This is a genomic window from Companilactobacillus farciminis KCTC 3681 = DSM 20184, assembly GCF_002706745.1.
Lineage (GTDB): Bacteria > Bacillota > Bacilli > Lactobacillales > Lactobacillaceae > Companilactobacillus > Companilactobacillus farciminis.
The window spans coordinates 159,575-180,862 of the sequence record NZ_CP017702.1; the positions used below are offsets into that span (position 1 = coordinate 159,575).

20 protein-coding genes are annotated in these 21,288 nt (G+C 36.8%); 16 read left to right on the forward strand and 4 right to left on the reverse strand.

The features are described 5' to 3' along the window. Positions 1–16 precede the first annotated feature (16 nt). Complete coding sequence (locus LF20184_RS00755) at positions 17–886, forward strand: aldo/keto reductase (RefSeq protein WP_010018990.1); 870 nt, start codon at positions 17–19, stop codon at positions 884–886. 296 nt (positions 887–1,182) lie between these two features. Here the strand turns inward: LF20184_RS00755 and LF20184_RS00765 are convergent, their stop codons facing one another. The 3 genes from LF20184_RS00765 to LF20184_RS00775 form a co-directional block, all read right to left on the reverse strand. Beyond that, a complete protein-coding gene (locus tag LF20184_RS00765) occupies positions 1,183–1,929 on the reverse strand; it encodes an HAD-IIB family hydrolase (RefSeq protein WP_010018989.1) in 747 nt (248 codons plus the stop codon). 178 nt (positions 1,930–2,107) lie between these two features. Beyond that, positions 2,108–3,040, reverse strand: a complete 933-nt coding sequence (locus tag LF20184_RS00770) for a DHH family phosphoesterase (protein ID WP_010018988.1) — start codon at positions 3,038–3,040, stop codon at positions 2,108–2,110. A gap of 80 nt (positions 3,041–3,120) precedes the next feature. After that, positions 3,121–4,572: an APC family permease gene (locus LF20184_RS00775; RefSeq protein ID WP_010018985.1), complete on the reverse strand. Its 1,452-nt coding sequence runs from the start codon at positions 4,570–4,572 to the stop codon at positions 3,121–3,123. Positions 4,573–5,178: 606 nt separating this feature from the next. On the opposite strand from LF20184_RS00775, the gene LF20184_RS00785 reads away from it, so the two are divergent. The 13 genes from LF20184_RS00785 to LF20184_RS00845 all read left to right on the forward strand — a co-directional run bounded on the left by LF20184_RS00785 (position 5,179) and on the right by LF20184_RS00845 (position 17,860). After that, a complete protein-coding gene (locus LF20184_RS00785) occupies positions 5,179–5,931 on the forward strand; it encodes an ABC transporter ATP-binding protein (protein ID WP_010018984.1) in 753 nt (250 codons plus the stop codon). 11 nt (positions 5,932–5,942) lie between these two features. Further along, a complete protein-coding gene (locus tag LF20184_RS00790; protein WP_010018983.1) occupies positions 5,943–7,733 on the forward strand; it encodes an FtsX-like permease family protein in 1,791 nt (596 codons plus the stop codon). Positions 7,734–8,111: 378 nt separating this feature from the next. Further along, positions 8,112–8,849: an amino acid ABC transporter ATP-binding protein gene (locus LF20184_RS00795; protein ID WP_029606465.1), complete on the forward strand. Its 738-nt coding sequence runs from the start codon at positions 8,112–8,114 to the stop codon at positions 8,847–8,849. A gap of 11 nt (positions 8,850–8,860) precedes the next feature. Then, on the forward strand, positions 8,861–9,688 hold the full coding sequence (locus tag LF20184_RS00800; protein WP_010018981.1) for a glutamate ABC transporter substrate-binding protein: 828 nt from the start codon (positions 8,861–8,863) through the stop codon (positions 9,686–9,688). After that, positions 9,685–10,323, forward strand: coding sequence for an amino acid ABC transporter permease (locus tag LF20184_RS00805; RefSeq protein WP_010018979.1), 639 nt, complete (start codon positions 9,685–9,687; stop codon positions 10,321–10,323). Before LF20184_RS00800 ends, LF20184_RS00805 begins: the two co-directional genes overlap by 4 nt. Before the next feature lie 12 nt (positions 10,324–10,335). Then, positions 10,336–10,989 (forward strand): amino acid ABC transporter permease, encoded by a 654-nt coding sequence (locus LF20184_RS00810; protein ID WP_010018978.1) that lies wholly within the window; start codon positions 10,336–10,338, stop codon positions 10,987–10,989. 385 nt (positions 10,990–11,374) lie between these two features. Next, complete coding sequence (gene nhaC, locus LF20184_RS00815; RefSeq protein ID WP_010018977.1) at positions 11,375–12,790, forward strand: Na+/H+ antiporter NhaC; 1,416 nt, start codon at positions 11,375–11,377, stop codon at positions 12,788–12,790. A gap of 192 nt (positions 12,791–12,982) precedes the next feature. After that, a complete protein-coding gene (locus tag LF20184_RS00820) occupies positions 12,983–13,897 on the forward strand; it encodes an efflux RND transporter periplasmic adaptor subunit (RefSeq protein WP_010018976.1) in 915 nt (304 codons plus the stop codon). A gap of 12 nt (positions 13,898–13,909) precedes the next feature. Next, complete coding sequence (locus LF20184_RS00825; RefSeq protein WP_010018975.1) at positions 13,910–14,587, forward strand: ABC transporter ATP-binding protein; 678 nt, start codon at positions 13,910–13,912, stop codon at positions 14,585–14,587. Beyond that, the gene (locus LF20184_RS00830) at positions 14,580–15,731 is read left to right on the forward strand and encodes an ABC transporter permease (protein ID WP_010018973.1); all 1,152 of its coding nucleotides are present in this window, start codon (positions 14,580–14,582) and stop codon (positions 15,729–15,731) included. The genes LF20184_RS00825 and LF20184_RS00830 overlap by 8 nt, the downstream gene beginning before the upstream one ends. A gap of 8 nt (positions 15,732–15,739) precedes the next feature. Further along, complete coding sequence (locus LF20184_RS00835) at positions 15,740–16,192, forward strand: hypothetical protein (protein ID WP_010018972.1); 453 nt, start codon at positions 15,740–15,742, stop codon at positions 16,190–16,192. A gap of 344 nt (positions 16,193–16,536) precedes the next feature. Further along, positions 16,537–17,025, forward strand: coding sequence for a prolyl-tRNA synthetase associated domain-containing protein (locus LF20184_RS00840; protein WP_010018970.1), 489 nt, complete (start codon positions 16,537–16,539; stop codon positions 17,023–17,025). A 94-nt stretch (positions 17,026–17,119) separates the two neighbouring features. Next, positions 17,120–17,860: a hypothetical protein gene (locus LF20184_RS00845; RefSeq protein ID WP_133278268.1), complete on the forward strand. Its 741-nt coding sequence runs from the start codon at positions 17,120–17,122 to the stop codon at positions 17,858–17,860. Positions 17,861–17,897: 37 nt separating this feature from the next. Here the strand turns inward: LF20184_RS00845 and LF20184_RS00850 are convergent, their stop codons facing one another. Continuing rightward, on the reverse strand, positions 17,898–19,592 hold the full coding sequence (locus LF20184_RS00850; RefSeq protein ID WP_010018968.1) for a phosphoenolpyruvate carboxykinase (ATP): 1,695 nt from the start codon (positions 19,590–19,592) through the stop codon (positions 17,898–17,900). 429 nt (positions 19,593–20,021) lie between these two features. On the opposite strand from LF20184_RS00850, the gene LF20184_RS00855 reads away from it, so the two are divergent. Together LF20184_RS00855 and LF20184_RS00860 are read left to right on the forward strand one after the other, a co-directional pair. Then, positions 20,022–20,918, forward strand: coding sequence for a PRD domain-containing protein (locus LF20184_RS00855; RefSeq protein WP_010018967.1), 897 nt, complete (start codon positions 20,022–20,024; stop codon positions 20,916–20,918). Positions 20,919–20,941: 23 nt separating this feature from the next. Then, positions 20,942–21,286 (forward strand): PTS lactose/cellobiose transporter subunit IIA, encoded by a 345-nt coding sequence (locus tag LF20184_RS00860; protein ID WP_010018965.1) that lies wholly within the window; start codon positions 20,942–20,944, stop codon positions 21,284–21,286. Positions 21,287–21,288 lie beyond the last annotated feature (2 nt).

Below are 21,288 nucleotides of genomic sequence, written 5' to 3' on the forward strand. Positions count from 1 at the left end.
GTGGAAGGTTGATTTGATGATAAATAATAGCGTTAAAAATGCAGGAAAATTTGAATTTGATAAAGATTTCGTTGTTAATCGTTTAGGATACGGCACGATGCAGTTGACTGGTAAAGGTGTCTGGGGTGCTTATAAGGATCCACAACAAGCCGTCGATTTAATCAAAAAAGCTTTTGATTTTGGAGTTAACTTTGTCGACACAGCGGACTCTTACGGACCTTGGGAGGCCGATACTTATTTGGCACAAGCTTTGAAAGAATATCCTGACTCTGACAAGATTTTTATTTCTGACAAAGTAGGGCAAGTTAGAACTGGTCCTAATGAATGGATTCCACTAGGTAGACCTGAATTTCTGCGTCAAGAAGTTGAATTATCTCTACGTAAATTTGGCCGAGACCACGAAGATTTGTTGTTCTTGCACAGAATTGATTCACAAGTTCCAATTGAAGATCAAGTTGGTGAATTGAAGAAGATGCAAGATGAAGGGAAAATCAAGCATATCGGAATTAGCCAAGTGACTCTCGATGAATTAAAGGCTGCTCAAAAAGTGGCAAAAATCGATGCGGTCGAGAACATGTACAATGTCGGTCATCACCAAAGAGATGATGCAATCGTTGATTATACTAAAGAAAACGGAATTGCCTTTTTACCTTGGTTCCCATTGGCTACTGGTCAATTAGCTAAAGAAGATGGACCTTTGGCAGATATTGCTAAGAAATACAATGCAAGTCCTGCTCAAATTGCTCTAGCTTGGTTGTTAAAACGTTCTGACAATATTATTCCAATTCCGGGAACGAGTTCATTGGATCACTTAAAAGACAATCTTGAATCAGCAGATGTTTCATTGAGTGACGCTGATTTTGAAAAGTTATCATCATTAGAATAGTAAACAAAAACGCAAAAACCAGATTAAATCGGTTTTTGCGTTTTTTATGGCCAATTAGTGACCACTGGTGTCATTTTTTTCACAAAAAAACCGCCCCCACACAGAGAGCGGCTCATATCAAGTTAGGGAATTACTTGCCCAACTTAACCTTGTTTGTCATGTTTAACTCGTCATCGAAGTCGTCAATCACTGGTTCACCAGTCGTCGCTTCAAGATTCGTGATGCTCCATCGTGCGGCCAAGTTCTAACTAATCCCTATCAACAACCACTAAACTAACGATGGCTTTACCCCAAGCCTAGCGTTGGCTTAAGTTTAAGATTAGTTTTGCAATGGCTGCGGCATCTGGTGGACACGTTATTGCTTGGGAAACTGGGGTCAATTCGGGTTTACTCGTGACCCAAACTGCTTGCTGAGCACAAGCTAACATGTTCCGGTCGTTTTCATCATTGCCAAAAGCAATATAGTGTTCGAAACCAATGTCGGCCAAAGCGTGGGCCTTATTAATGCCTTGAGCGGTGATATCTAAACTGCCTTCACCACTATGCTCAATGACGACTAGATTTAGTGTTATGAGTAATCGTTTGATCTTTGCGCGCAACGCTGGAGCTAGGTTTAGTAAAATAACTTTAACTGGATCATTTAAGGAAGCTAATGACTGACGTTGGGCTAATCGTTGGGGGTCAAGTTGACGTAAAATTGGGTTATCATTGGAAACCTGACAAGCATAATTCCACGTGCCGTCCATAACATAATCCAAGTGGTGCCTTTCTATGAGCTGCTTCAACTGTTGAACGGCAACCGGTGGTAATGGTTGGAGCACACTTAACTTTCCAGAAACCCGGGTCATAACACCGTTACCACCAATTAAGGGCTGCTGGTCAAGTCCTGGGATAATGGGCAGTAAATCACGAATTGGTCGGGCAGACGCAAAGGCAACTTTGTGATGATCTCGAATTAAGTTGGTTAACACCTGTGTAATGGCTGGGGCGATGGTCCGACCATCAAAGCTTAACGTACCATCAATATCAAAAACAAAATTCATGATAAACTCCTTAGATGAAATTCAGCGAGTGTCCAGTAGTCTCACTTTTTCCAGTAATAGATAAGATTGAGTATACATGTAATGGTATTAAAAGACTATCTTTAATTTTGGCGTTGCAATAGAAACCGATTTAATAACAGAAAAGACACAACAACCTGATTTGGTCATTGTGTCTTTTTTATTTATTCAAATTATCCATATCTTTAATCAAAGCTTTGACCTCATCCATACTACCGACATAAACGCCACTAGCTAGGGGATGACCGCCACCGCCAAATTTTTCGGCAACACCGTTGATAGAGACATTTTTTGAACGGAGATTGACTCTGAAGCGGTTGAGATCTTTTTCACTGACGACGATCCAATTATTGACGTCCTTAATGCGACCAATCAATGGAACAACGTGATCTAATTCGCCATCATCGAGATTGAATTTTTCTAAAGTATCTTTTCTGATGACAATATAGCCGAATCCAGAATCGGTTACTTGGAAGTTGTCTAAGATATAGGCTTCTAAACGAGCCACACGAGTTGACATTTCATCCTCATGCAAACTGATTTCAGAAATATCGATACCAGTTTTGGCTAATTTAGCAGCGACCTCGAGAGTTTTGTAAGTAGTATCTGCATATAAGAAACGATTCGTATCGCCGACCATACCAGCATAAAGACTGTAAGCATCAGCTTTAGAAATTTTCAAGTTATCAACTTTGTCAGCCAATTCATAGATCATTTCCGCACAACTTGAAGCTGTGTCATCGACCCAATTGATATCACCAAAAGGATCAACGTTAGGGTGATGATCAATTTTGATTATTTTATCGGCCTTTTTGTAGTCGCCGTTATTATCGATTCGTCTAGCATTGGCTGTATCGACGGCAATGACGAGTGAATTTTGATAAGTGTCACTGTCGACTTGTTGCATTTTACCAATCCAGTCGAGGACTGATAAATCTATTCCAGCAATGTAAATATTTTTCTGAGGATAAGCTTCTCTCAGAATATTCGCTAGGGCAATTTGTGACCCAACGGCATCTGGATCTGGATTTTGATGTCTGAGAATAATAATCGTTTCATAATGCTCGATATTGTTCATAATTTCATCAATCATAATAACTCTCCTCAGAATATAGATTTATTTATAACACTACCAAATTAACCTTTATCGACCGAATAAGTCAATTAGAAACTCTAATTAAGCTCTTTATTTCTTTGATATCTAGCAATCAATGGCAAGATGATACCAATAGCAATCATAATCAAGGGCTCGATGATATTTAAAGTCAAAACGTGTGACCAAGCAGCTGTTCCTGGTGTTTCATCAGTTGGGAAGATTCCTAAAGTAGCTGCTCCGAAAGTAATGGCAAAGCACCAAGCACCAACTAAAATAGCTAGATGTTTGTTCTTGATGTAAACAAAGTCAGATTGGAAACGATCTTCGTGCAATCTAACTAAAATAAAGGAACTAAATAAGAAACAAGTCGTATATGGCGAAACGATACCATTTAGATTTAGCAATTGGTTGAAGATTGAGTTCATATTTGGCAAAGTAGCACTCAAAACCATGATAAGTGTACAAATACCAGTTGTTAGCCAGTAACCATTGATAGGTAGGCCACGTTTGTCTAATTTTGTTAAACCTTTTGGCAAGTATTCCTTAGCCGTGTCAGACAAGAACATTCTCGTTCCGGCATCTAACAAGACAGCTAGTTGAGCCATCATATAAAGTGCTTGCGTTAAAGCAAATAAGTATAGGAAGAATTGTCCCATACCGAATTCTTGACCCATGTATTGGAAAGCATAGTAAGAACCGTTCATCTTCAAGTCATTTGGCAAGTGGTGAGCATTGAAGAATACACCTAAAGCAAATGAACCTAAAACAGTTAAGAAACCAGTCATAATAGCTAGCATCCACATAGCTTTAGGGAAGTCACGTTTACCATTTTTCATTTCGGTAACGTATGGAGCGGCGAATTCAGAACCATTCATTGCAAAGATAACTAGTCCGAAAGTAGATAGATAATGCATATCGAACTTAGGAATAAATGATTTCAAAGTAAATGGCTGTGTATGTGGCATGTTACCTTGTCCAAGATAAGCGACCATCATGACCACGTAAAGAATTGACACGATGAACATAGCGCCACCACCGATGATACTCAAAATCTGTAGTGAATTTCTTAAATGATGTTGAATAAAAATAAAGACTGTAAAAATAACGGCAGTCAATAAGGCGAACATTGAATTGCTCATCTTATCTGACATAGAACCATTACCGTTGATCAACCAACCAAATGAAATCAAAGTTGAGTTGGCAACATCAACGATATAAGGCAAACTGGAAACCCAAACGGTCCAGGCACAAATGTAACCCCAAAGATTACCACCAGTGGCACGGACCCAAGAAGTGATCCCACCACCTTCATCATCAAAAGTTGAACCTAGATGACCGACCATCATCTCATAAGGAACAACGAATAAAAATAGCATTAAAATCCAAGTAAAAACAATTCCCAAACCTTGGTTGTGGAAGTTGTAGACAATATCATCGAAACCAATAACGGTAACGAAGTCCATCAAAGCAACGACCGGCCAGCTAATGTAAGACTTCTTTGAGCCTAATTCTGGCATTTCTTTCCCCATTGGAAATACACCCCTTTTTTATGATTCTTTCTTAATTTAGTTAAGTGTTAAATTGTCGTCTTCCACACAAGTTCTGTGATTGGCTGGAGAATGTCGACACTATTTTGAGCTTTTGCATGGACCCAAAGACGCAAAATCTCAAAACTAGGCCTTTTTGTAAGTGCTAAAGCACTAACAAAAAATTTGGCGGCTGAGCCATCACAGAACTTGTGCTCCAGACTAGATAACGTCTCCTATTCCTTATTTCAATAATTAAGAGAAAAATAATAGAACCACTATCTAGTCCGGAATAGCAAAGAAAATTGGCTCAGCCGTGAAATTTCTCTTGGCAATTTATTGCCTAGTGAAAGGTCGAGCTTGAAGACTTTGCCCGGTTTTGGTCTTAGCAAAGGCTCCAAGTCGTGCACACATTCTCCAGCCAAATTTTCTTTGCTATGGAGGACGGCATCCTACACACTAATTTCAGAAAGGATATTTTTAATATATCGTCAATATTATATCGCTTTAATCCAGACTTACAAAAGTGTAAGAAGATGTAAGGAGAATCGCACGACCAAAATGACATTAACTATTATGATAGATATATCAAATGGAGGGAAGTAAAAAATGCAAAAAATCGTCGAAGTACAAAATATTGAAAAGATTTATGGAAAGGCTGGAGAGAAACAATTTAAAGCCTTGTCAGACGTTAATTTTGAAGTAAAACCCGGCGAATTCGTTGGAATTATGGGTGCTTCAGGTTCAGGTAAAACTACTTTATTGAATATTCTATCTACATTAGATACCCCTACTAGTGGAAAAGTTCAAATTGCTGGTCAAGATATTACTAAATTAAATAACAATCAAATGGCAGACTTTCGTGCTAATAAAATTGGATTTATCTTCCAAGACTTTAACTTACTAGAAAATTTAACAGCTTATGAAAATATTGCTTTGCCATTAGCGTTACAAAATAAACCAGCTAAGACAATCAAGCCAGCAGTTTCAAGTATTGCTGAAAAATTAGGTTTAACAGAGATTTTAAACCACTATCCAACTGAATTGTCTGGTGGTCAAAAACAACGTGTTGCGGCTGCTCGTGCTTTGGTTCATGAACCATCAATCGTCTTTGGGGATGAACCAACGGGTGCTTTGGATTCCAAGAGTGCTCGTGCCTTGATGGATACTTTAACTAAAATCAACCGTGAAGATAAAGTTTCAATTTTACTAGTAACTCATGATCCATTTTCAGCTAGTTTCTGTGATCGAATTCTTTTCATCAAAGATGGTGAAATCGGTCAAGAATTGAAGAAAGAAGACTCAAGTAGAGCTGAATATTATCAAGAAATCTTAGATTCATTAGGAACATTTGCAGAATAGGGGAGGAAAATATGTTAAACAAATTAGCTTTAAGTGGTATCAAGCACCGTCTACGTGATTACAGTGTTCTGTTTTCAGGTTTGATGATTGCTTCAGCCATCTTTTATATGTTTATGTCATTAGCGACAAACAAAGCGTTCTTGAGTTCAAATTCCCCAGCTGCTGCAACTAGTTTCATCTTCGCTTTCGGGATTGTTCTTCTAGCAATTATTACTATCGTCTACATTAATTACGCCAACACCTTTCTGTTGAGCATGCGCCAAAAAGAGTATGGGATGTTTATGATGCTCGGTGCGAAGAGTAGTAAAATTTCTAAAATGATTTTCGTTGAAACATTCGCTATCGGTGCCATTTCAACTATTATCGGTACTTTGATTGGTATCGTAGCAACTAGTTTTGTCAGCCGTTGGTTGATCAGTATGTTAGATATGCAAGTTAAGCATTTCAGCAGTTTTTATCTACCAGCTTTAATTTGGACATTTGTCTTCTTCATCGTGATCTTTATTTTCTCAGCTTTGAGAAATTCAATTTCCTTACGTAGAACTAAAGTTTTAACGTTATTGAACCGTGACAGTCAACCAGTCAAAATTAAACGTAACGGCGTTTTAAAAGCTATTCAAGCTGTTCTAGGTTTAATTTTGTTAGCTATTGGTTATTTCACAATGTACTTCTCAGGTAATAATCCTGGAGCCATCTATCTAGGTATTCCGGTCGCTTTAGTAACAATCGTTGGTGGTTCATATTTCACAATCAATGCCTTTGTCACAACTTTGATCGTTATGTTGAAGAAGAATACGAAATTCTCTCAAAAAGGTTTGAATAACTTCACACTTTCACAATTGAGTTTCCGAATCAATGATTACACAAAGATTCTTTCAATGGTTTCTATCATGTTTGCTTTAGCTCTAGGTGCTATTACGGTTGGACTTGGTTTCAACAATCAAATCGACAACGTTGTAAATGGCCAAAACTACTATGACGTACAACTAACTAATCCAGATACAGCTCAAAATAAACGTGTAAAGAATTTAGATATTGATGAAAAAGTCACTTACAATTACAAAACTGATGGTAAGAACGTTTACTATCGTGCTAGTGAATTTAAGAAACAACCAATCGGTTACTCAAAAATCGATATCAACACTATGAAATCTAGTCTCAAAAAATCATCTGATTTGGCCAACAATACTAATGCCAAGTATGAATTGATGAATACGAGATTGCCTCAAACAAGAACTATGGAAGCTAAATTCATCAGTGATCAAGAATACGATGCTATCAATAGTCCCGTAACTACGACTGTGCTAGTTAAAACTAATTCATTCAAAGATAATTTACCTGAAATCAAAGCCATTTCTAAGGCCGAAAATAAACGTTATCCAATCTTGAAGAAGGCTGGCGGCGATAAACTTGCTGCTTACACTATCATCAATGGTTTCTTCTCAGGATTAGAATTCATGGGCTTCTTCTTAGGAATCGCCTTTCTAGCTATGTTAGCAAGTTGCTTGATGTTCAAGATCTTGTCTGGTGCTAACAGTGATGTTAAACGTTATAACATGCTTTATAAGATTGGTACTAAACCTAAGACATTACGTGCAAGCATCAATAAAGAAATTGCTGTCTTGTTCTCAGTACCGGCAATCTTAGGAATCATCCACGTTTTAATTGGTCTACAATTATTCGTCAAGATTCTTTATCAACCATACATGCACATTGAAATTCCTTTCGCTATCTTCATTGTCTTGTATCTTGGCTACTACTTCTTAACGAGATATCTTTACAAGAAGATCGTTCTAAAATAAGTTTTACAGTTCCTTTCCGAGGAACTGAGCACGACGGGTATTTACCTTTCGTGCTCAGCTTCTCGGAAGAGAAGCACTCCCCCCTTAATAATTATTCGAAATCCTCAACAAGTTTCGTAAATAAAAATCCACGTTTATTAAAAAAATGTGGATTTTTTTGATTGTTCGAAAAAATTTTTTTGAGGGGTTCAAGGACTAACCAAGACTGTCATAATGCCCGTATTATAGATTTTATAAGTAATTTTTATTTGGACTTGAAACCGAACATTTATCTCATAAAAATAACTTTTTGTTGCTAAATCTCCGGAAAAATATTAGAATTTTCTTAATAAAAAAAATTAAATTAAATTTTTGTTAATGAAGAAGGGAGAATTAAATATGTCAATGATCGAATTCCGCGACGTACAGAAATATTATGGTGATTTCCATGCCCTAAAAGATATCAACTTGAAAATTGACAAGGGGGAAACGGTAGTTTTAATCGGGCCCTCTGGTTCTGGAAAAAGTACTTTAGCTAGAACGGTTAATGGTCTAGAGACGATACAAGAAGGTCAACTGATCGTCAATGGTCATGACATAGCCGACAAAGCAACTGATATCAACTTGATCAGAAAAGATGTCGGTATGGTTTTCCAACACTTTAACTTGTATGCCAATAAAGATGTCTTAGAAAATATTATGTTAGCTCCAAGAATCGTTTTGAAATTAGACGAAGAAGAGAATAAGAAACAAGCGATGAATTTGTTAGACCAAGTTGGTTTGGCTGACAAAGCTCACAACATGCCTTCACAAATCTCTGGTGGGCAAAAGCAACGTGTGGCGATTGCTAGATCTTTGGCGATGAAACCTCGTTGCATGCTCTTCGACGAACCAACTAGTGCGCTTGATCCAGAAATGATCGATGATGTTTTGAACGTTATCAAATACGTTACTAATCAAGGCGACATGACTTCTCTAATCGTTACTCACGAAATGGGATTTGCTCAAGAAGTAGCTAATCGAGTTATTTTCATGGACCAAGGTCAAATTCTAGAAGATGAAGCTACGGATAAATTTTACAATCATCCTGATAATGAACGTGCTAGACAATTCTTGAGTAAAATTATTAAACATTAGGGGGTAGTATTATGAAACGACTGAAATATTTGATGTTGATGATTACTTCTTTGCTACTCTTGCTCACGTTGTCAGCCTGTGGATCAAAACCGTTGTCTTCTCAAAATGTGCTCGAAAATGATAAGCAGAGTAAGACAATAACGTGGGGTGTCAAAGCTGATACTAAATTGTTAGGCTTGATCGACGTTAAGGATGGTAAAGAAAAAGGATTTGAAATTGATTTAGCAACGGCTCTAACTAAGAAAATGATTGGAAAAGATGCTAAGGCTAAATTTGTTACCGTTACATCGCAGTCACGTATTCCACTATTGAAAAACGGTAATATCGACGCTATCATCGCTACAATGACCATAACGCCAGAACGTCAGAAGACGATTAACTTCTCTAATTCATATTTTGACGCTGGACAGTCATTGTTGGTCAAAGATGATTCATCAGTGAAGAAGGTCGAAGATTTGAACAATAAAACTATCATTGGGGTAGTTGGTTCAAACTCTGTTGAAAATGTTAAAAAATTTGCTCCAAAAGCTCAAGTGCTTCAATTGCCGGATTATGCTCAAGCACTAACAGCTTTGAAATCAGGTCAAGGCGATGCTTTAACGACTGATAACGTAATTTTAGCTGGTATGGCAGTCAACAATCCAGGCTATAAATTACAAGGTAAGGCCTTTACGACTGAACCATATGGTATTGGTATCAATAAGGGCCAAGATGACTTTAGAAAAGCCGTCAATAAAGCTTTGAAAGAAGTACAACAAGATGGAACTTACAACAAATTGATTGTTAAGTGGTTTGGTGATGTTCCTGGATTTAACTATAAGGAGGTGTTACGCAAATGATAAATTTATTATCTAGCAACTGGCATGCCTTTATTAGTGGGTTTGGTTGGACTCTGTTATCCAGTGTCTTAGCATTGTTTTTTAGTTTGATCATCGGTTCGTTGTTTGCCATTTTGGAAGTCGTTCCCAACAAGTTCTTGCGAATTATTGGAAATGTCTATGTCGAAATTTTCCGTAACATTCCTTTATTGGTTATAACGATGTTTTTCTATTTAGTAATTCCTTTGTATATTGTTAAGATCAATGGTTTCACCGCAGGAACGATTGGCTTGACGATTTATACGTCAGCTTTTATTGCTGAAACAGTCCGTGCCGGGATCAATTCAGTTGACATTGGCCAAATGGAAGCTGCTCGTTCACAAGGGATGACTTTCTGGCAAGCTATGCGTTATATCGTTTTGCCTCAAGCTTTTAAGTATGTCATTCCACCATTAGGTAACCAATTCGTTAACTTAGTTAAAAACTCATCAGTTCTAGCTTTCGTGGCTGGATTTGATTTGATGTATCAAGGTAATGCGATAGCTTCACAAACCTTTGAAACTGTTAATACGTATATAATCGTTGGCTTGTTCTACTTAATTATTACTTTGCCAATCAGTTATTATATGCAACATCTAGAAAGAAAATTAGCTTAGGAGGGGTAGATTATGCAAAATTGGATAAATGCTTATTCATGGATAAATATTAGATTTCTTCTCCAAGGCTTGTCGGTAACGATTTTGATCTCCGTTATATCGGTGGTCTTAAGTTTTATTTTCGGTTCAGTTTTGGGGATTGTCCGTTACAGTAAGGTTCCTTATTTATCAAAGATTATTGGTTTCATAATTGATGTTATTCGTAATTTGCCACTGCTATTGATTATCTTCTTTGTTTACTTTGGCTTGCCGGCCTTTGGGTTCAAACCAGATACGATTCCAGCCGCAATTTTAGCGATGACAGTCTTTGAATCAATGATGATTGCTGAAATCATTCGTTCTGGTATTATGGCGGTCAATATCGGCCAAATGGAAGCTTCCAGAGCGATGGGAATGACTTTTACTCAAGCAATGTGGCATGTCGTTTTACCACAAGCTTACAAAAAGATGATTCCGGCTTTGGTTAGTCAATTTATCTCACTGATCAAGGATACTTCTTTGGCAACTATCATCGTTGTGCCAGAATTGATGCAACATGGGCAAGTCGTTTATGGACAAGACCCTAATTACATCATTCCAGTCTTTGTGGCCATGGCTTTGATGTACTTTGTCGTCTGCTATGCTTTGTCATTGTTGTCCAAGTATATTGATCATAAAATGGCATAAAAAAATAATTAAGGTTGACAGAGTAATTTAAGCCTGTTATTGTTTATGTCAATCAAATAAACACATATAAGTGTCTGAATCAATTAGTAATGCATCTGGGTGTAAGAAAGCCGGTGGTTGATGCGAACCGGTCAGGGTGTAGTTATGAAATACCAGACATGACTTGGTTTTCCAAGCGGAATAAGAGAGCCGTTATTCTCAAGAGTGGAGCAATAGTTTATTTAGACTATTCTCAAGCTGGGTGGTACCACGGTAAATCGTCCCTGTTGCATAATTGCAGCAGGGACTTTTTTTATACAAAGGGTGAGAAAATGATGCATACTTGTGGTGGTAATCCTCGATATTAGTTTTGTCGGATTAGATAGAAATAATTGGAGGAATTAGGATGAATAAGAGTAAAAAGACAGTCAGTTTTAGAGAAGCAATCTCTATCTTAGTAGTTATGTTAGTTATTTTAGGTTTGGGTGTTATCAAATTTGGTTTGTCACCTCAAACGCCAGTTTTAGTAGTCATTGGATTATTGATCTTATGGTCAAAAATTCGTGGCAGCAGTTGGGATGAAATTTTTGACGGAATCTCTGATGGGGTTCGTAACGGTATTATTCCCATTTTCATTTTTATTTTAATTGGTTCGTTGATCGGTACTTGGATTGCTGCTGGAATTATTCCATCAATGATGGTTGCCGGCTTCCATATGATTTCCGCTCAATGGTTCGTACCATCAGTTTTCGTCGTTTGTGCTTTGATTGGTACTTCTATCGGTAGTGCTTTTACCATCGTTTCAACTATCGGAATTGCACTATTCGGAATGGGTCAAACATTGGGAATGAATCCTGCTTTAGTTGCTGGGGCTATCATTTCTGGAGCTATCTTTGGTGATAAGACTTCACCACTTTCAGATTCAACTAACTTGGCATCAGCTATTGCCGAAGATGATTTGTTCGCTCACATTAAGAACTTGATGTGGACCACAATTCCCGCATTCTTGATCTCATTAGTTCTTTACACTATTTTAGGTAATGCCGGTTCTACTGATAATCTTGGTAAAATCGATACGACATTGAATGTTTTAAATAGCCATTTCTTCATTTCTTGGTGGGCCATTCTACCAATTGCACTATTGTTTGTATGTTCAATCATGAAGGTTCCAGCTGTTGCAACATTGCTATTGAACATTACCGTGACAGTCGGAATGATCTTTATTGAAAATCCTAATACTCAAGTTAAAAGCGTTGCTGGATTTATCGAAAATGGATTCGTTTCAAAAACTGGTAATGCTAGTGTTGATGCTTTATTGACCCGTGGTGGTATTAGTTCCATGATGGGTACAGTTTCATTGATTTTCTTAACTCTTTCCTTAGGTGGCTTATTAATGAAGTTTGACGTTATTCAAACTGCTATGAAGCCTCTAGCTGAAAAGCTTCAATCAAATGGTGCTGTCGTTACTGCTACAATTCTTTCCGGTATTGGAGTTAATATCTTCGTCGGTGAACAATACTTATCAGTTATTCTTCCTGGTAAAGCTTTCAAAGAAACTTTCAACAAACGTGGTCTTGATAACTTAGCTTTGAGTCGTGTGCTTGAAGATGGTGGTACTGTAATCAACTACTTGATTCCTTGGGGTGTTGCCGGAGCCTTCGTTGCTAATACTTTAGGCGTACCAACATTGTCATTCTTGCCATTCTGTTTCTTCAGTCTTTTGTCACCAATCCTTTCTATCCTTAGTGGATTCACTGGTATTGGCTTAAAAAAGTTAGACAAGAGTAAGGCTACCGATAAAAAAGTTGCCGAATTGGCATAAAATTATTTTTATAAAAAATGAAAGAAACTGTAAACGCTAACCACGTTGCCGCAGTTAAATTCTAATAATAATTCATTAAATTATAGAGCAGAAATGCTCTATTTTTTTTGCGACAGACGTTGACATCATAGTAAAACTTGGCTAGTTTAATGATTGTTATGCTGTTTTTAAAAGCAAATTAGGGAGATCATTATGAAGAAAATCAAAATCGCCATTTGGGGTATTAATGTTGTTTTAGTGGCTATTATCCTCTTTTTAGTTATGGGAAAGGGAATGAATAATAGTAATAGTACAGATACGGCTGAAAAAACTTATACCGTTCGTACTGACAATAGCAATTATTTTAACGGAATTGTTCAAGAAACTGATAAACAAGCTGTTAGCGACCAACCTAAGTCAGAAGATGAAACATTGGCTTCTACAAGAGTGATCAACGGTCAAAAAGTTACTAAGGGACAAGTCTTGTTTACATTTTATCGTGATATGAGCAGTGACTTGGCTAGTGCTAATAGTGAAATTCAACAAGCACAATTAGCTATCCAAGATTACAATTCATCAGATAAAGCTACTGCTGACAAAATTGAATTGAGCAAGAATCAAGAAGCTTTGGCATTAGCTCAAGCTAAGTTGAACAAAATCAGCAAGGCTCAAAACAGAACCGTTATAGCGCCTATTAGTGGAACTTACTATAAGGATGATTCTGGCAGAGCTTATATTTACGGTTCACCTGTGATTCAAGGGAATGTAAATGAATACAGCTTGAGTAAGATCAAACTAGGTCAAAATGTCACTGTAATTAAGAATGATGGCAAAAAGATTTCAGGTAACTTCCAACAAAAAGATGCTATTCCTTATAGCACTCGCAATGTTTCTTACTACCACTTTAGAGTTGCGACCGATTCTAAATTATCTTATGGAATGCACGTCCAAATCAAAACTGAAGCTGACGGCTACAAGATTCCTAAGAATGCACTTTGGGAAAGAAATACTGTTAAAGTCCTAAAGAACGGCAAGAAGCACAAAAAACACGTCACTATTAAGAAGAAAGACCAAGATTACTACATAATCGACGGCCTAAAAGCTGGCGACAAGATAGTTTTGAAATAAGGCGGTGAAAAAATGCTAAAAGTTACTGATATAGGTAAGACTTACGGCGAATTCACTGCTTTGCAAAATATCAATCTGGAAGTTAAAGATGGTGAATTTTTGGCTATCATGGGCCCTTCTGGATCTGGTAAGTCAACTTTGATCAATATCTTAGGATTGCTTGACCAAAGTTATACTGGTGAATATTTGCTAGGAAATAAGAACTATCAAACTGTAAACGACAATGAATTATCACAAATTCGTGGTGATCAATTGGGATTTGTCTTTCAAAATTTCAAGTTGCTTTCAACGTATACAGTTTATGAAAATATCGAAGTGCCATTAATTTATAGTAAAAAAGTTCAAAACAACAAGCACCAGTTGATTGAATCAGTGATTGAAAAAGTTGGCCTAAAAGGTAAAGAAAAGAATTTACCAACGGAGCTCTCTGGTGGACAGCAACAAAGAGTCGCAATTGCTCGAGCCATTGTTAACCAGCCCAAATTAGTTATCGCTGACGAACCAACTGGGGCCTTGGATTCAAAGACTAGTAAAGAGATTATGGATATCTTTGAAAAATTGAACCAAGATGGAACGACAATCATCATGGTTACTCACGATAGCGAAGTAGCTGAACATGCCATGCGTACTGTTTATATTCGTGATGGTCGACTATATAACGATGAAAAGAGTGTGAAGAATCATGACTGATAAAATTTCAATCGCACTCAAATCGATTACTAAAAATAAAAACCGTAACTTTTTGACAATGCTTGGAATTATCATTGGTATCGCTAGTGTTATTTGTATCTTGGCGATCGGTGATGGTTTCACGCATACGGTTACTAAAGGGATGGGTAGCCACAACGTAAAAAATAAGGTTACTTTGCAGTGGGAATCTAAGTCTGTCTACGATACTGACGGTGGTTTTACTAAGAACGATGCTTCAGCTCTAAGTAGCGTTAAAGGCATTGATCACGTCAAACTAGCCAGTAGCGTTGTTGAAGCTGGTGCCAAAGTTCAGTACAAGACTAAGAATGTCAGTATCGGCTTGAACAAACAGCCTAAACATTTGAAATTAGTCAAAGGAACGTATTTGCCACTAGACGGTGATTCCAGTGGCGTTTATATTTCTGAATATTTAGCTCATAAATTGTTTAAGAAGAATGCTCTTAATCGTTTAATTACTATCGATGGAACAGTCTTTGTAGTCCAAGGGATTTATCGTGTGGGAACGATGGATTATCGACCAGATGCCTATGTTTCTAAAACGACTTTCAAACAATTATTTGCGAACCAAATCTCTAAGGATCAGGCAAAATTGTACGTCACTTCTGATGCTAATAAAAAACAAGTCGGTAAAAGAGCTACTAAATTAATGAAGAAGATTGGTGAACAGAAGAAGACTGGTACGTATTCAGTTTCAAATCCTGATCAAATCAGTAAGCAATTTACTAAGATTCTCAATGATATTACTTACTTCATCGCCTTTATTGCTGGAATTTCATTGTTGATTGCTGGTATTGGGGTTATGAACGTAATGTACATAACGGTTTCAGAACGCCGAAAAGAAATTGGAATCAGACGTGCTTTCGGTGCTACATCAGGCGATATCCGTAACCAATTCCTAATTGAAAGTGTCGTTCTTTGTATAATTGGTGGAATTATTGGAATTATCTTCGGTTATATTTTTGTAAGTATCATTAACACCTTCTTACCATTTAAAGCCGTTATAACGCCTTATGCAATTATCTTGTCGTTAGCGGTATCGACAGCAGTTGGTTTAATATTCGGATTTATTCCTTCTAATAAGGCAGCTAAGTCAGAATTAGTTGGATTGTTGAAAGAAGAATAGGGGAAAATATGAAAAAATTATACAAGTTAGATAAATTGTCAGTACTAGGGATTATTTTAATCAGTATCCTAATGACAGTTATTGAAATGATTGTTTCAGATCCAAACGTTTCACAAATGCCACAAATGGGTAAGTGGTTGAAGTTATTGCTATATGTAATTGGTGCAGTTGTTAGTTTTGCAATTGGTTACTGGTTGTTTACTCTCTTATTGAGAAACAACGACAATTACAAAGTGAAATTAGTAATCAATTTGGCAATTGGTTTAGCCATCGAGGCTGTGTTGATCACTATCATCTACTTGATTGCTAAAAAGACTAATGTTTGGGTCAACGGAATCGCCGGAGTACTTGGTTTTGGAACTTTGGCATTATTGAATTGGAAGTTCTTAGAAGTACCTCAATCAGATAAGATCAAAGTCAGTGTTTTGACAGGAATTTGGTTTGTCCTAGCCTTGTTCTAAGATGCCGTCCTCCATAGCAAAGCAAATTTGGCTGGAACAATGTGGGCACGACTTGGAGCCTTTGCTAAGCCCAAGTTCGGGCAAAGTCTTCAAGCTCGACCTTTCACTAGGCAATAAATTGCCAAGAGAAATTTCACATTTGAGCCAATTTGCTTTGCTATTCCGGACTAGATAGTGTTTTTTAACATAAAGATTAATAGCATCTATTCAGATATAATGAGTCTGTTTTCTATGACCAGAAATCTGAATAGATGTTTTTTGTTTACATGTAATTAATAATAAATAGCACTGTCTAGCAATGACCTTTGTTAGAATAAAAGTAAATGACTACAAGAAGGCAAAACATGACACCTTATGAACAAGTGAAATCAAAATTAGATGAGTTAAATATTTCCTATGATATGGTTGAGCATCCACCAGTTTATACGATGGAAGAAGCTGATAAATATATCGAGGGCAAAGTTGGAATTAGGACTAAGTCGCTTTTTTTGACGGACAATAAGAAACGGCGTTATTATTTAGTCTTTATGGATGACGATAAAAGATTAGATATGAAGCAATTTGGGGAGATTATTGGTGAGAAGCATTTGAAGTTTGCATCTGAAAATCTTTTGATGGAAAAATTAGGCTTGAAACCTGGATTCGTATCCATTTTTGGTTTATTGAATAATACTCAAAAGGATGTTCAAGTTTATTTTGAAAAAGACATTGTTAGCGATATTCCGTTGACCTTTCATCCAAATGACAATACCAAAACGATGTTTATTGGAATGGATGATTTGAAGAAATTTTTAAATAGTTTAGGTTTTAGTTATCACGTAGTTAGTATTTGATACTTTTTTCATGAAAAAGCTAATGATTAATATGAAATAATTGAGGTACAACGGTTATCTCAGACATGCGATAATTGAGACGAGGGGATGACCGATGAAAAAAATACTACTTATTTTGGTAGCATTAGGCGTTATACTACCGTTATCCGCGTGTAGTGTGAAGTCAATGCAAAAGGACCAATCTAGACAATCGAAACAAGTTCAATTATTAGAAAAGAATAAACAAGCTTGGAAAAAAGAAATTGCGGACGCTGATGTGATTGAAAGTGACGGACTAAAAGGCGAATCGACTTATGTAGGGACGACTTTGAATCAGTTGAAAAATCACAATCAAGCCTTAATTAAAGGAACTGTTGTCAATTTAGAAAAGATGCAAAGTCCTAAGAATATGGCTTATACGAAGGCAACCATTCACATTGACAAAGTTCTTAGCGGTGATAAAGCCCTTCAAAATAAGGACTACTTTGTAGCTCTAAATGGTGGAGTAGTATCGTTTGACCGTTGGTATGCCAATATGAGCAAGCCAAAAGATTTCGATCATAAGATGTTGATCAAACACGATGAATTTCCGTTGCCTAGTATCGGCTCAGAAATTATAACTGGGTTGATGCCAATACATTTGGATGAACCGTTAGAATACAATTCAGCTTTGAAGCAAAGTGGTTTTACTATTAAGAATTCCTTTGCGATGGATGGTGCCAAGTATAATTTCTGGGTTAAAAAGCCAGATACTAAAAAGTACCAATTGAATAATCCTACTGTGAAAAAGTCGGATACACAATTGGCACAAGAATTAACTAAATTAACTAATGAAATTAATCGTAAATACAAATAAAAACGCTACTCGATTAGGAGTAACGTTTTTTTTATTACTAATTATTCATTAATTCTGACAATAATTCTTTAGCTGATTCATTCAAACTATCTTTAGACTTGTCATAGCCCAAGTGAGTATAAATTTCACCAACGTAAACATTGTCTTTATATAATTTGTTGAAGACTTTATCGATAACTGGACGAGTTTTTTCTTCTTCTTGAACGGGTCCAAATGGGTTAGCGAAGAAAGTAGTAGTCATACCAACTTCATCAGTTGTACCTAGAGCTTTACGCTTACCGGCGATGAATGTTGCTTTGGCTTCTTCTTCGTTAGGGAATTGATGCAAACCAATCTCTGAATCGTAGTTGTTAGCATAAACCCACATATCGATTGAATGATGTTCGATGACACGCTTGTAAGTATTAGCAGGCAAGATAACACGAGCATTCTTCAATTCTGGGTTCAAGTAGATACCACGGTCCATATTGTTGAAGGCAACAGAACTACTCAAATCATCCAAACGAACGAAGGCACCAGTTTCTGTACCTTGAGCGTAAATATTTCCTTCATCATCGAAAGCAAAACTACCCATATCATCGAAGATGGTTTCAATATTAATGATCTTGTCATCCGCAACTTCTTGCAAGGCTTCGATTGATTCTGACTTTCCGGCACCAGAATCACCGAAGAAGACAACTGATTTAGTCTTACCATTTGAGAAGCTGATGTTGACCATTGAACCATGGATTGGAAGACGGTTTTCATAAATCATGTGTAAATTGTGAACTGTTAGGCACATTTTCTTCATGTAACCGAAGTAAGTTGTCTTATCGTTGTAAGGAACTTCACCGACCCAGATATCATTTTCTTCGTCGTGATAGTAGTGGCTGACGTCGCCTTCTGTTTCTTTGAGACCAAAGAGGATGATTTCGTCAGGTTTCTTACCTTCGATACTTTCCTTATCAGCAACTTCAAACAAGTTGGCCAAAGCAATACCACTGACAAAGTAGTCACGGTGGAAGTAAATGAAGGCTAAGCTTTCACCAATTTTAGCAGGGAAGCAGTACCAGTCGTTTTGAGTACCATCGAATTTTTCGATAGGGTTAGTTGGAACGGCACTGAAGACACCTTCACGTTTGTTACTCTTAGTGTGCATCATCATTGGTGGACGTAACATAATTGTGTCCAAGAAACGAATGCTTTCAAGTGGTTGGTACTTTTTAGGAGTGTCCCATTTGATTGATTGGGTTAGTACACAGGCATTAGTACCCGCATTGATTTGACGGTAAGTACGGTTGGCAAATCCTTGAAGTTTTTCCTCGATAGCACGGTATAAGCTGATAACAACTTCATTGAAACGGTTATCGATATTCATGAAATTACTTTTGACGATGGCACTGTCATGTTTGTTGATTAGAGAAACTCTAAAATATGAACGGTAATATGAATAGAAATCTTCAATACTCTTTAAGATCTGTTCATTGCCATACTTTTCATATGCGGGTTTATCGTCGACCAAAATTGCCTTGAGAATATTGATGTAAGTATCAGCGGCTAGGCCTTCGACTTTATTTGTCACAGCTAGTTGGCTTTCCTTTAAATATAGGTCAACTAAGTTGTGGAAACCTTGGCTGTTGACTAATTGAACAATATCTTGGATATACTCCTCATTGTAATTAACAACGGCAACTGATCGATTAGGGTTAATATAAAATGCTTTAGATTCGATAGCTTGTGTAGATTTCGACATACGTTAAAGAACTCCTTTCAAATACGAGCTTAGTAATAGTTTAAAGCATTTTTCATAAAACTGGTAGTAATAATTAGAATAAATTTAATATTCCTAAAATCTCAAATGTTTAAACTGGTTGTCTAACAATAAGTTAAGCGCTTTATTCTCGACGAAAAAATTTTTTTTATTAAATTAATTGTATTTTAATCTAGGTTTCTGAAAAAAATCATTTTCTTACATAGAATCAATGGACTAGAGCAATGACTTTTTTGATTGAAAAGTAGACCGGTAATAATTTAATTATGAAATTTTAGAACAATTTTTCTGATTAAAGCGTTTACAAATTTAAAAATAGAAGTTATACTTACGTCGTAAGTTAAATAACACGTGGATTGTTACTATTAAATTAGGCATGACCATGAACCTCACTTTATTTGGGTGGGGGTCATGGTCTTTTTTTTCGAAAAGAAGGGGGATGAATGGATGGCTTTGTTAGTAGTGAATCGAGTTTATAACAATAATACGGTTCTTGTAGACGTGGATAATTCTGATCAGGCAATTGTTCAAGGTAAAGGCGTTGGCTTTCAAAAGCGTCACGGAGATGATATTTCGCCAACTAGAGTTGAACGGATCTTTTATCTAAACACAAAAGAAGCAAAGCATCGTTTTGGTACCTTGCTCAAGGACGTACCGATCGATATCACGATGACAAGCTTTTCAATCATTGAAATGGCTAAGCAAACCTACCACTACCCAGTCATGGATTACATCTACGTAACGTTAACAGACCACATTGCACAAACTTACAAGCACATCATGGCAGGAAAGTATCAAAAGAGTACCGCACCTGACATACGTGACAAATATCCTACTGAGTATGAGATTGCGGACAAAGCTATCGAGATGATCAATCATGATTTGAATGTTCGTTTTCCAAAAGATGCGGCACAAGCGATTGCGTTACATTTTATCAATGCTCATGGGAGTGAAAACTCTGAGGAAAAGGAGAAAGTAGAACAAGCCGATTTCGGTGATAACGTTAATAAAATTGTTAAGTCAGTTTTTAAAGAATACGGAATTACCAGAAATATCACTAATCAGAACTATTTTGACCGTCTGATGATTCATCTACAATATTTAGTTGCAAGAATTCAGACGCACGAACAAGATAAGAGAATTTTGAATCGTGATATCGAATCGGACTTTCAAAAGTTATATCCAAAATCTTATCAGATTGCCAGTGAAATTTGCGACAAGATTCAAAGAAGACTGGATATCAATTTGAATGATAATGAACTGCTCTACTTTTTAATTCATATCCAAAGAATTATACAAGAAAAATAAATAAATTCAGGGAGGTTTCTCTTATGGCTACTAAAGAAGAAATATCAATGACTGGTTTTTCCATTGTTGCTTACGCTGGCGATGCTAAAACTAGTTTGATCGAAGCATTGCAACACGCTCAGAAAGGTGAATTTGACAAGGCTGAAGCTTGTGTCGATGAAGCTAATCAATCAATCGTTGATGCCCACAATGAACAAACTAAGCTTTTGAGTAAAGAAGCTGGTGGTGAAGATATGGACGTTACCTTCATCATGGTTCACGGACAAGATACTTTGATGACAACGATGATGTTGATGGATGAGGTCAAGTTCTTCATTGATGAGTACAAGCGTATCGACAAGATCGAACGTAATTTGAACATGAAATAGAG

What these genes read in the sequence shown, in the direction of transcription:
- LF20184_RS00755 (WP_010018990.1), top strand. Translation starts at nt 17, where the DNA reads ATGATAAATAATAGCGTTAAAAATGCAGGAAAATTTGAATTTGATAAA.
- LF20184_RS00830 (WP_010018973.1), top strand. Translation starts at nt 14,580, where the DNA reads ATGACTGATAAAATTTCAATCGCACTCAAATCGATTACTAAAAATAAA.
- LF20184_RS00810 (WP_010018978.1), top strand. Translation starts at nt 10,336, where the DNA reads ATGCAAAATTGGATAAATGCTTATTCATGGATAAATATTAGATTTCTT.
- LF20184_RS00820 (WP_010018976.1), top strand. Translation starts at nt 12,983, where the DNA reads ATGAAGAAAATCAAAATCGCCATTTGGGGTATTAATGTTGTTTTAGTG.
- LF20184_RS00860 (WP_010018965.1), top strand. Translation starts at nt 20,942, where the DNA reads ATGGCTACTAAAGAAGAAATATCAATGACTGGTTTTTCCATTGTTGCT.
- LF20184_RS00785 (WP_010018984.1), top strand. Translation starts at nt 5,179, where the DNA reads ATGCAAAAAATCGTCGAAGTACAAAATATTGAAAAGATTTATGGAAAG.
- LF20184_RS00770 (WP_010018988.1), bottom strand. Translation starts at nt 3,040, where the DNA reads ATGATTGATGAAATTATGAACAATATCGAGCATTATGAAACGATTATT.
- LF20184_RS00835 (WP_010018972.1), top strand. Translation starts at nt 15,740, where the DNA reads ATGAAAAAATTATACAAGTTAGATAAATTGTCAGTACTAGGGATTATT.
- LF20184_RS00795 (WP_029606465.1), top strand. Translation starts at nt 8,112, where the DNA reads ATGTCAATGATCGAATTCCGCGACGTACAGAAATATTATGGTGATTTC.
- LF20184_RS00790 (WP_010018983.1), top strand. Translation starts at nt 5,943, where the DNA reads ATGTTAAACAAATTAGCTTTAAGTGGTATCAAGCACCGTCTACGTGAT.
- LF20184_RS00850 (WP_010018968.1), bottom strand. Translation starts at nt 19,592, where the DNA reads ATGTCGAAATCTACACAAGCTATCGAATCTAAAGCATTTTATATTAAC.
- LF20184_RS00775 (WP_010018985.1), bottom strand. Translation starts at nt 4,572, where the DNA reads ATGGGGAAAGAAATGCCAGAATTAGGCTCAAAGAAGTCTTACATTAGC.
- LF20184_RS00855 (WP_010018967.1), top strand. Translation starts at nt 20,022, where the DNA reads ATGGTCTTTTTTTTCGAAAAGAAGGGGGATGAATGGATGGCTTTGTTA.
- LF20184_RS00805 (WP_010018979.1), top strand. Translation starts at nt 9,685, where the DNA reads ATGATAAATTTATTATCTAGCAACTGGCATGCCTTTATTAGTGGGTTT.
- LF20184_RS00800 (WP_010018981.1), top strand. Translation starts at nt 8,861, where the DNA reads ATGAAACGACTGAAATATTTGATGTTGATGATTACTTCTTTGCTACTC.
- LF20184_RS00845 (WP_133278268.1), top strand. Translation starts at nt 17,120, where the DNA reads ATGAAAAAAATACTACTTATTTTGGTAGCATTAGGCGTTATACTACCG.
- LF20184_RS00765 (WP_010018989.1), bottom strand. Translation starts at nt 1,929, where the DNA reads ATGAATTTTGTTTTTGATATTGATGGTACGTTAAGCTTTGATGGTCGG.
- LF20184_RS00825 (WP_010018975.1), top strand. Translation starts at nt 13,910, where the DNA reads ATGCTAAAAGTTACTGATATAGGTAAGACTTACGGCGAATTCACTGCT.
- nhaC (WP_010018977.1), top strand. Translation starts at nt 11,375, where the DNA reads ATGAATAAGAGTAAAAAGACAGTCAGTTTTAGAGAAGCAATCTCTATC.
- LF20184_RS00840 (WP_010018970.1), top strand. Translation starts at nt 16,537, where the DNA reads ATGACACCTTATGAACAAGTGAAATCAAAATTAGATGAGTTAAATATT.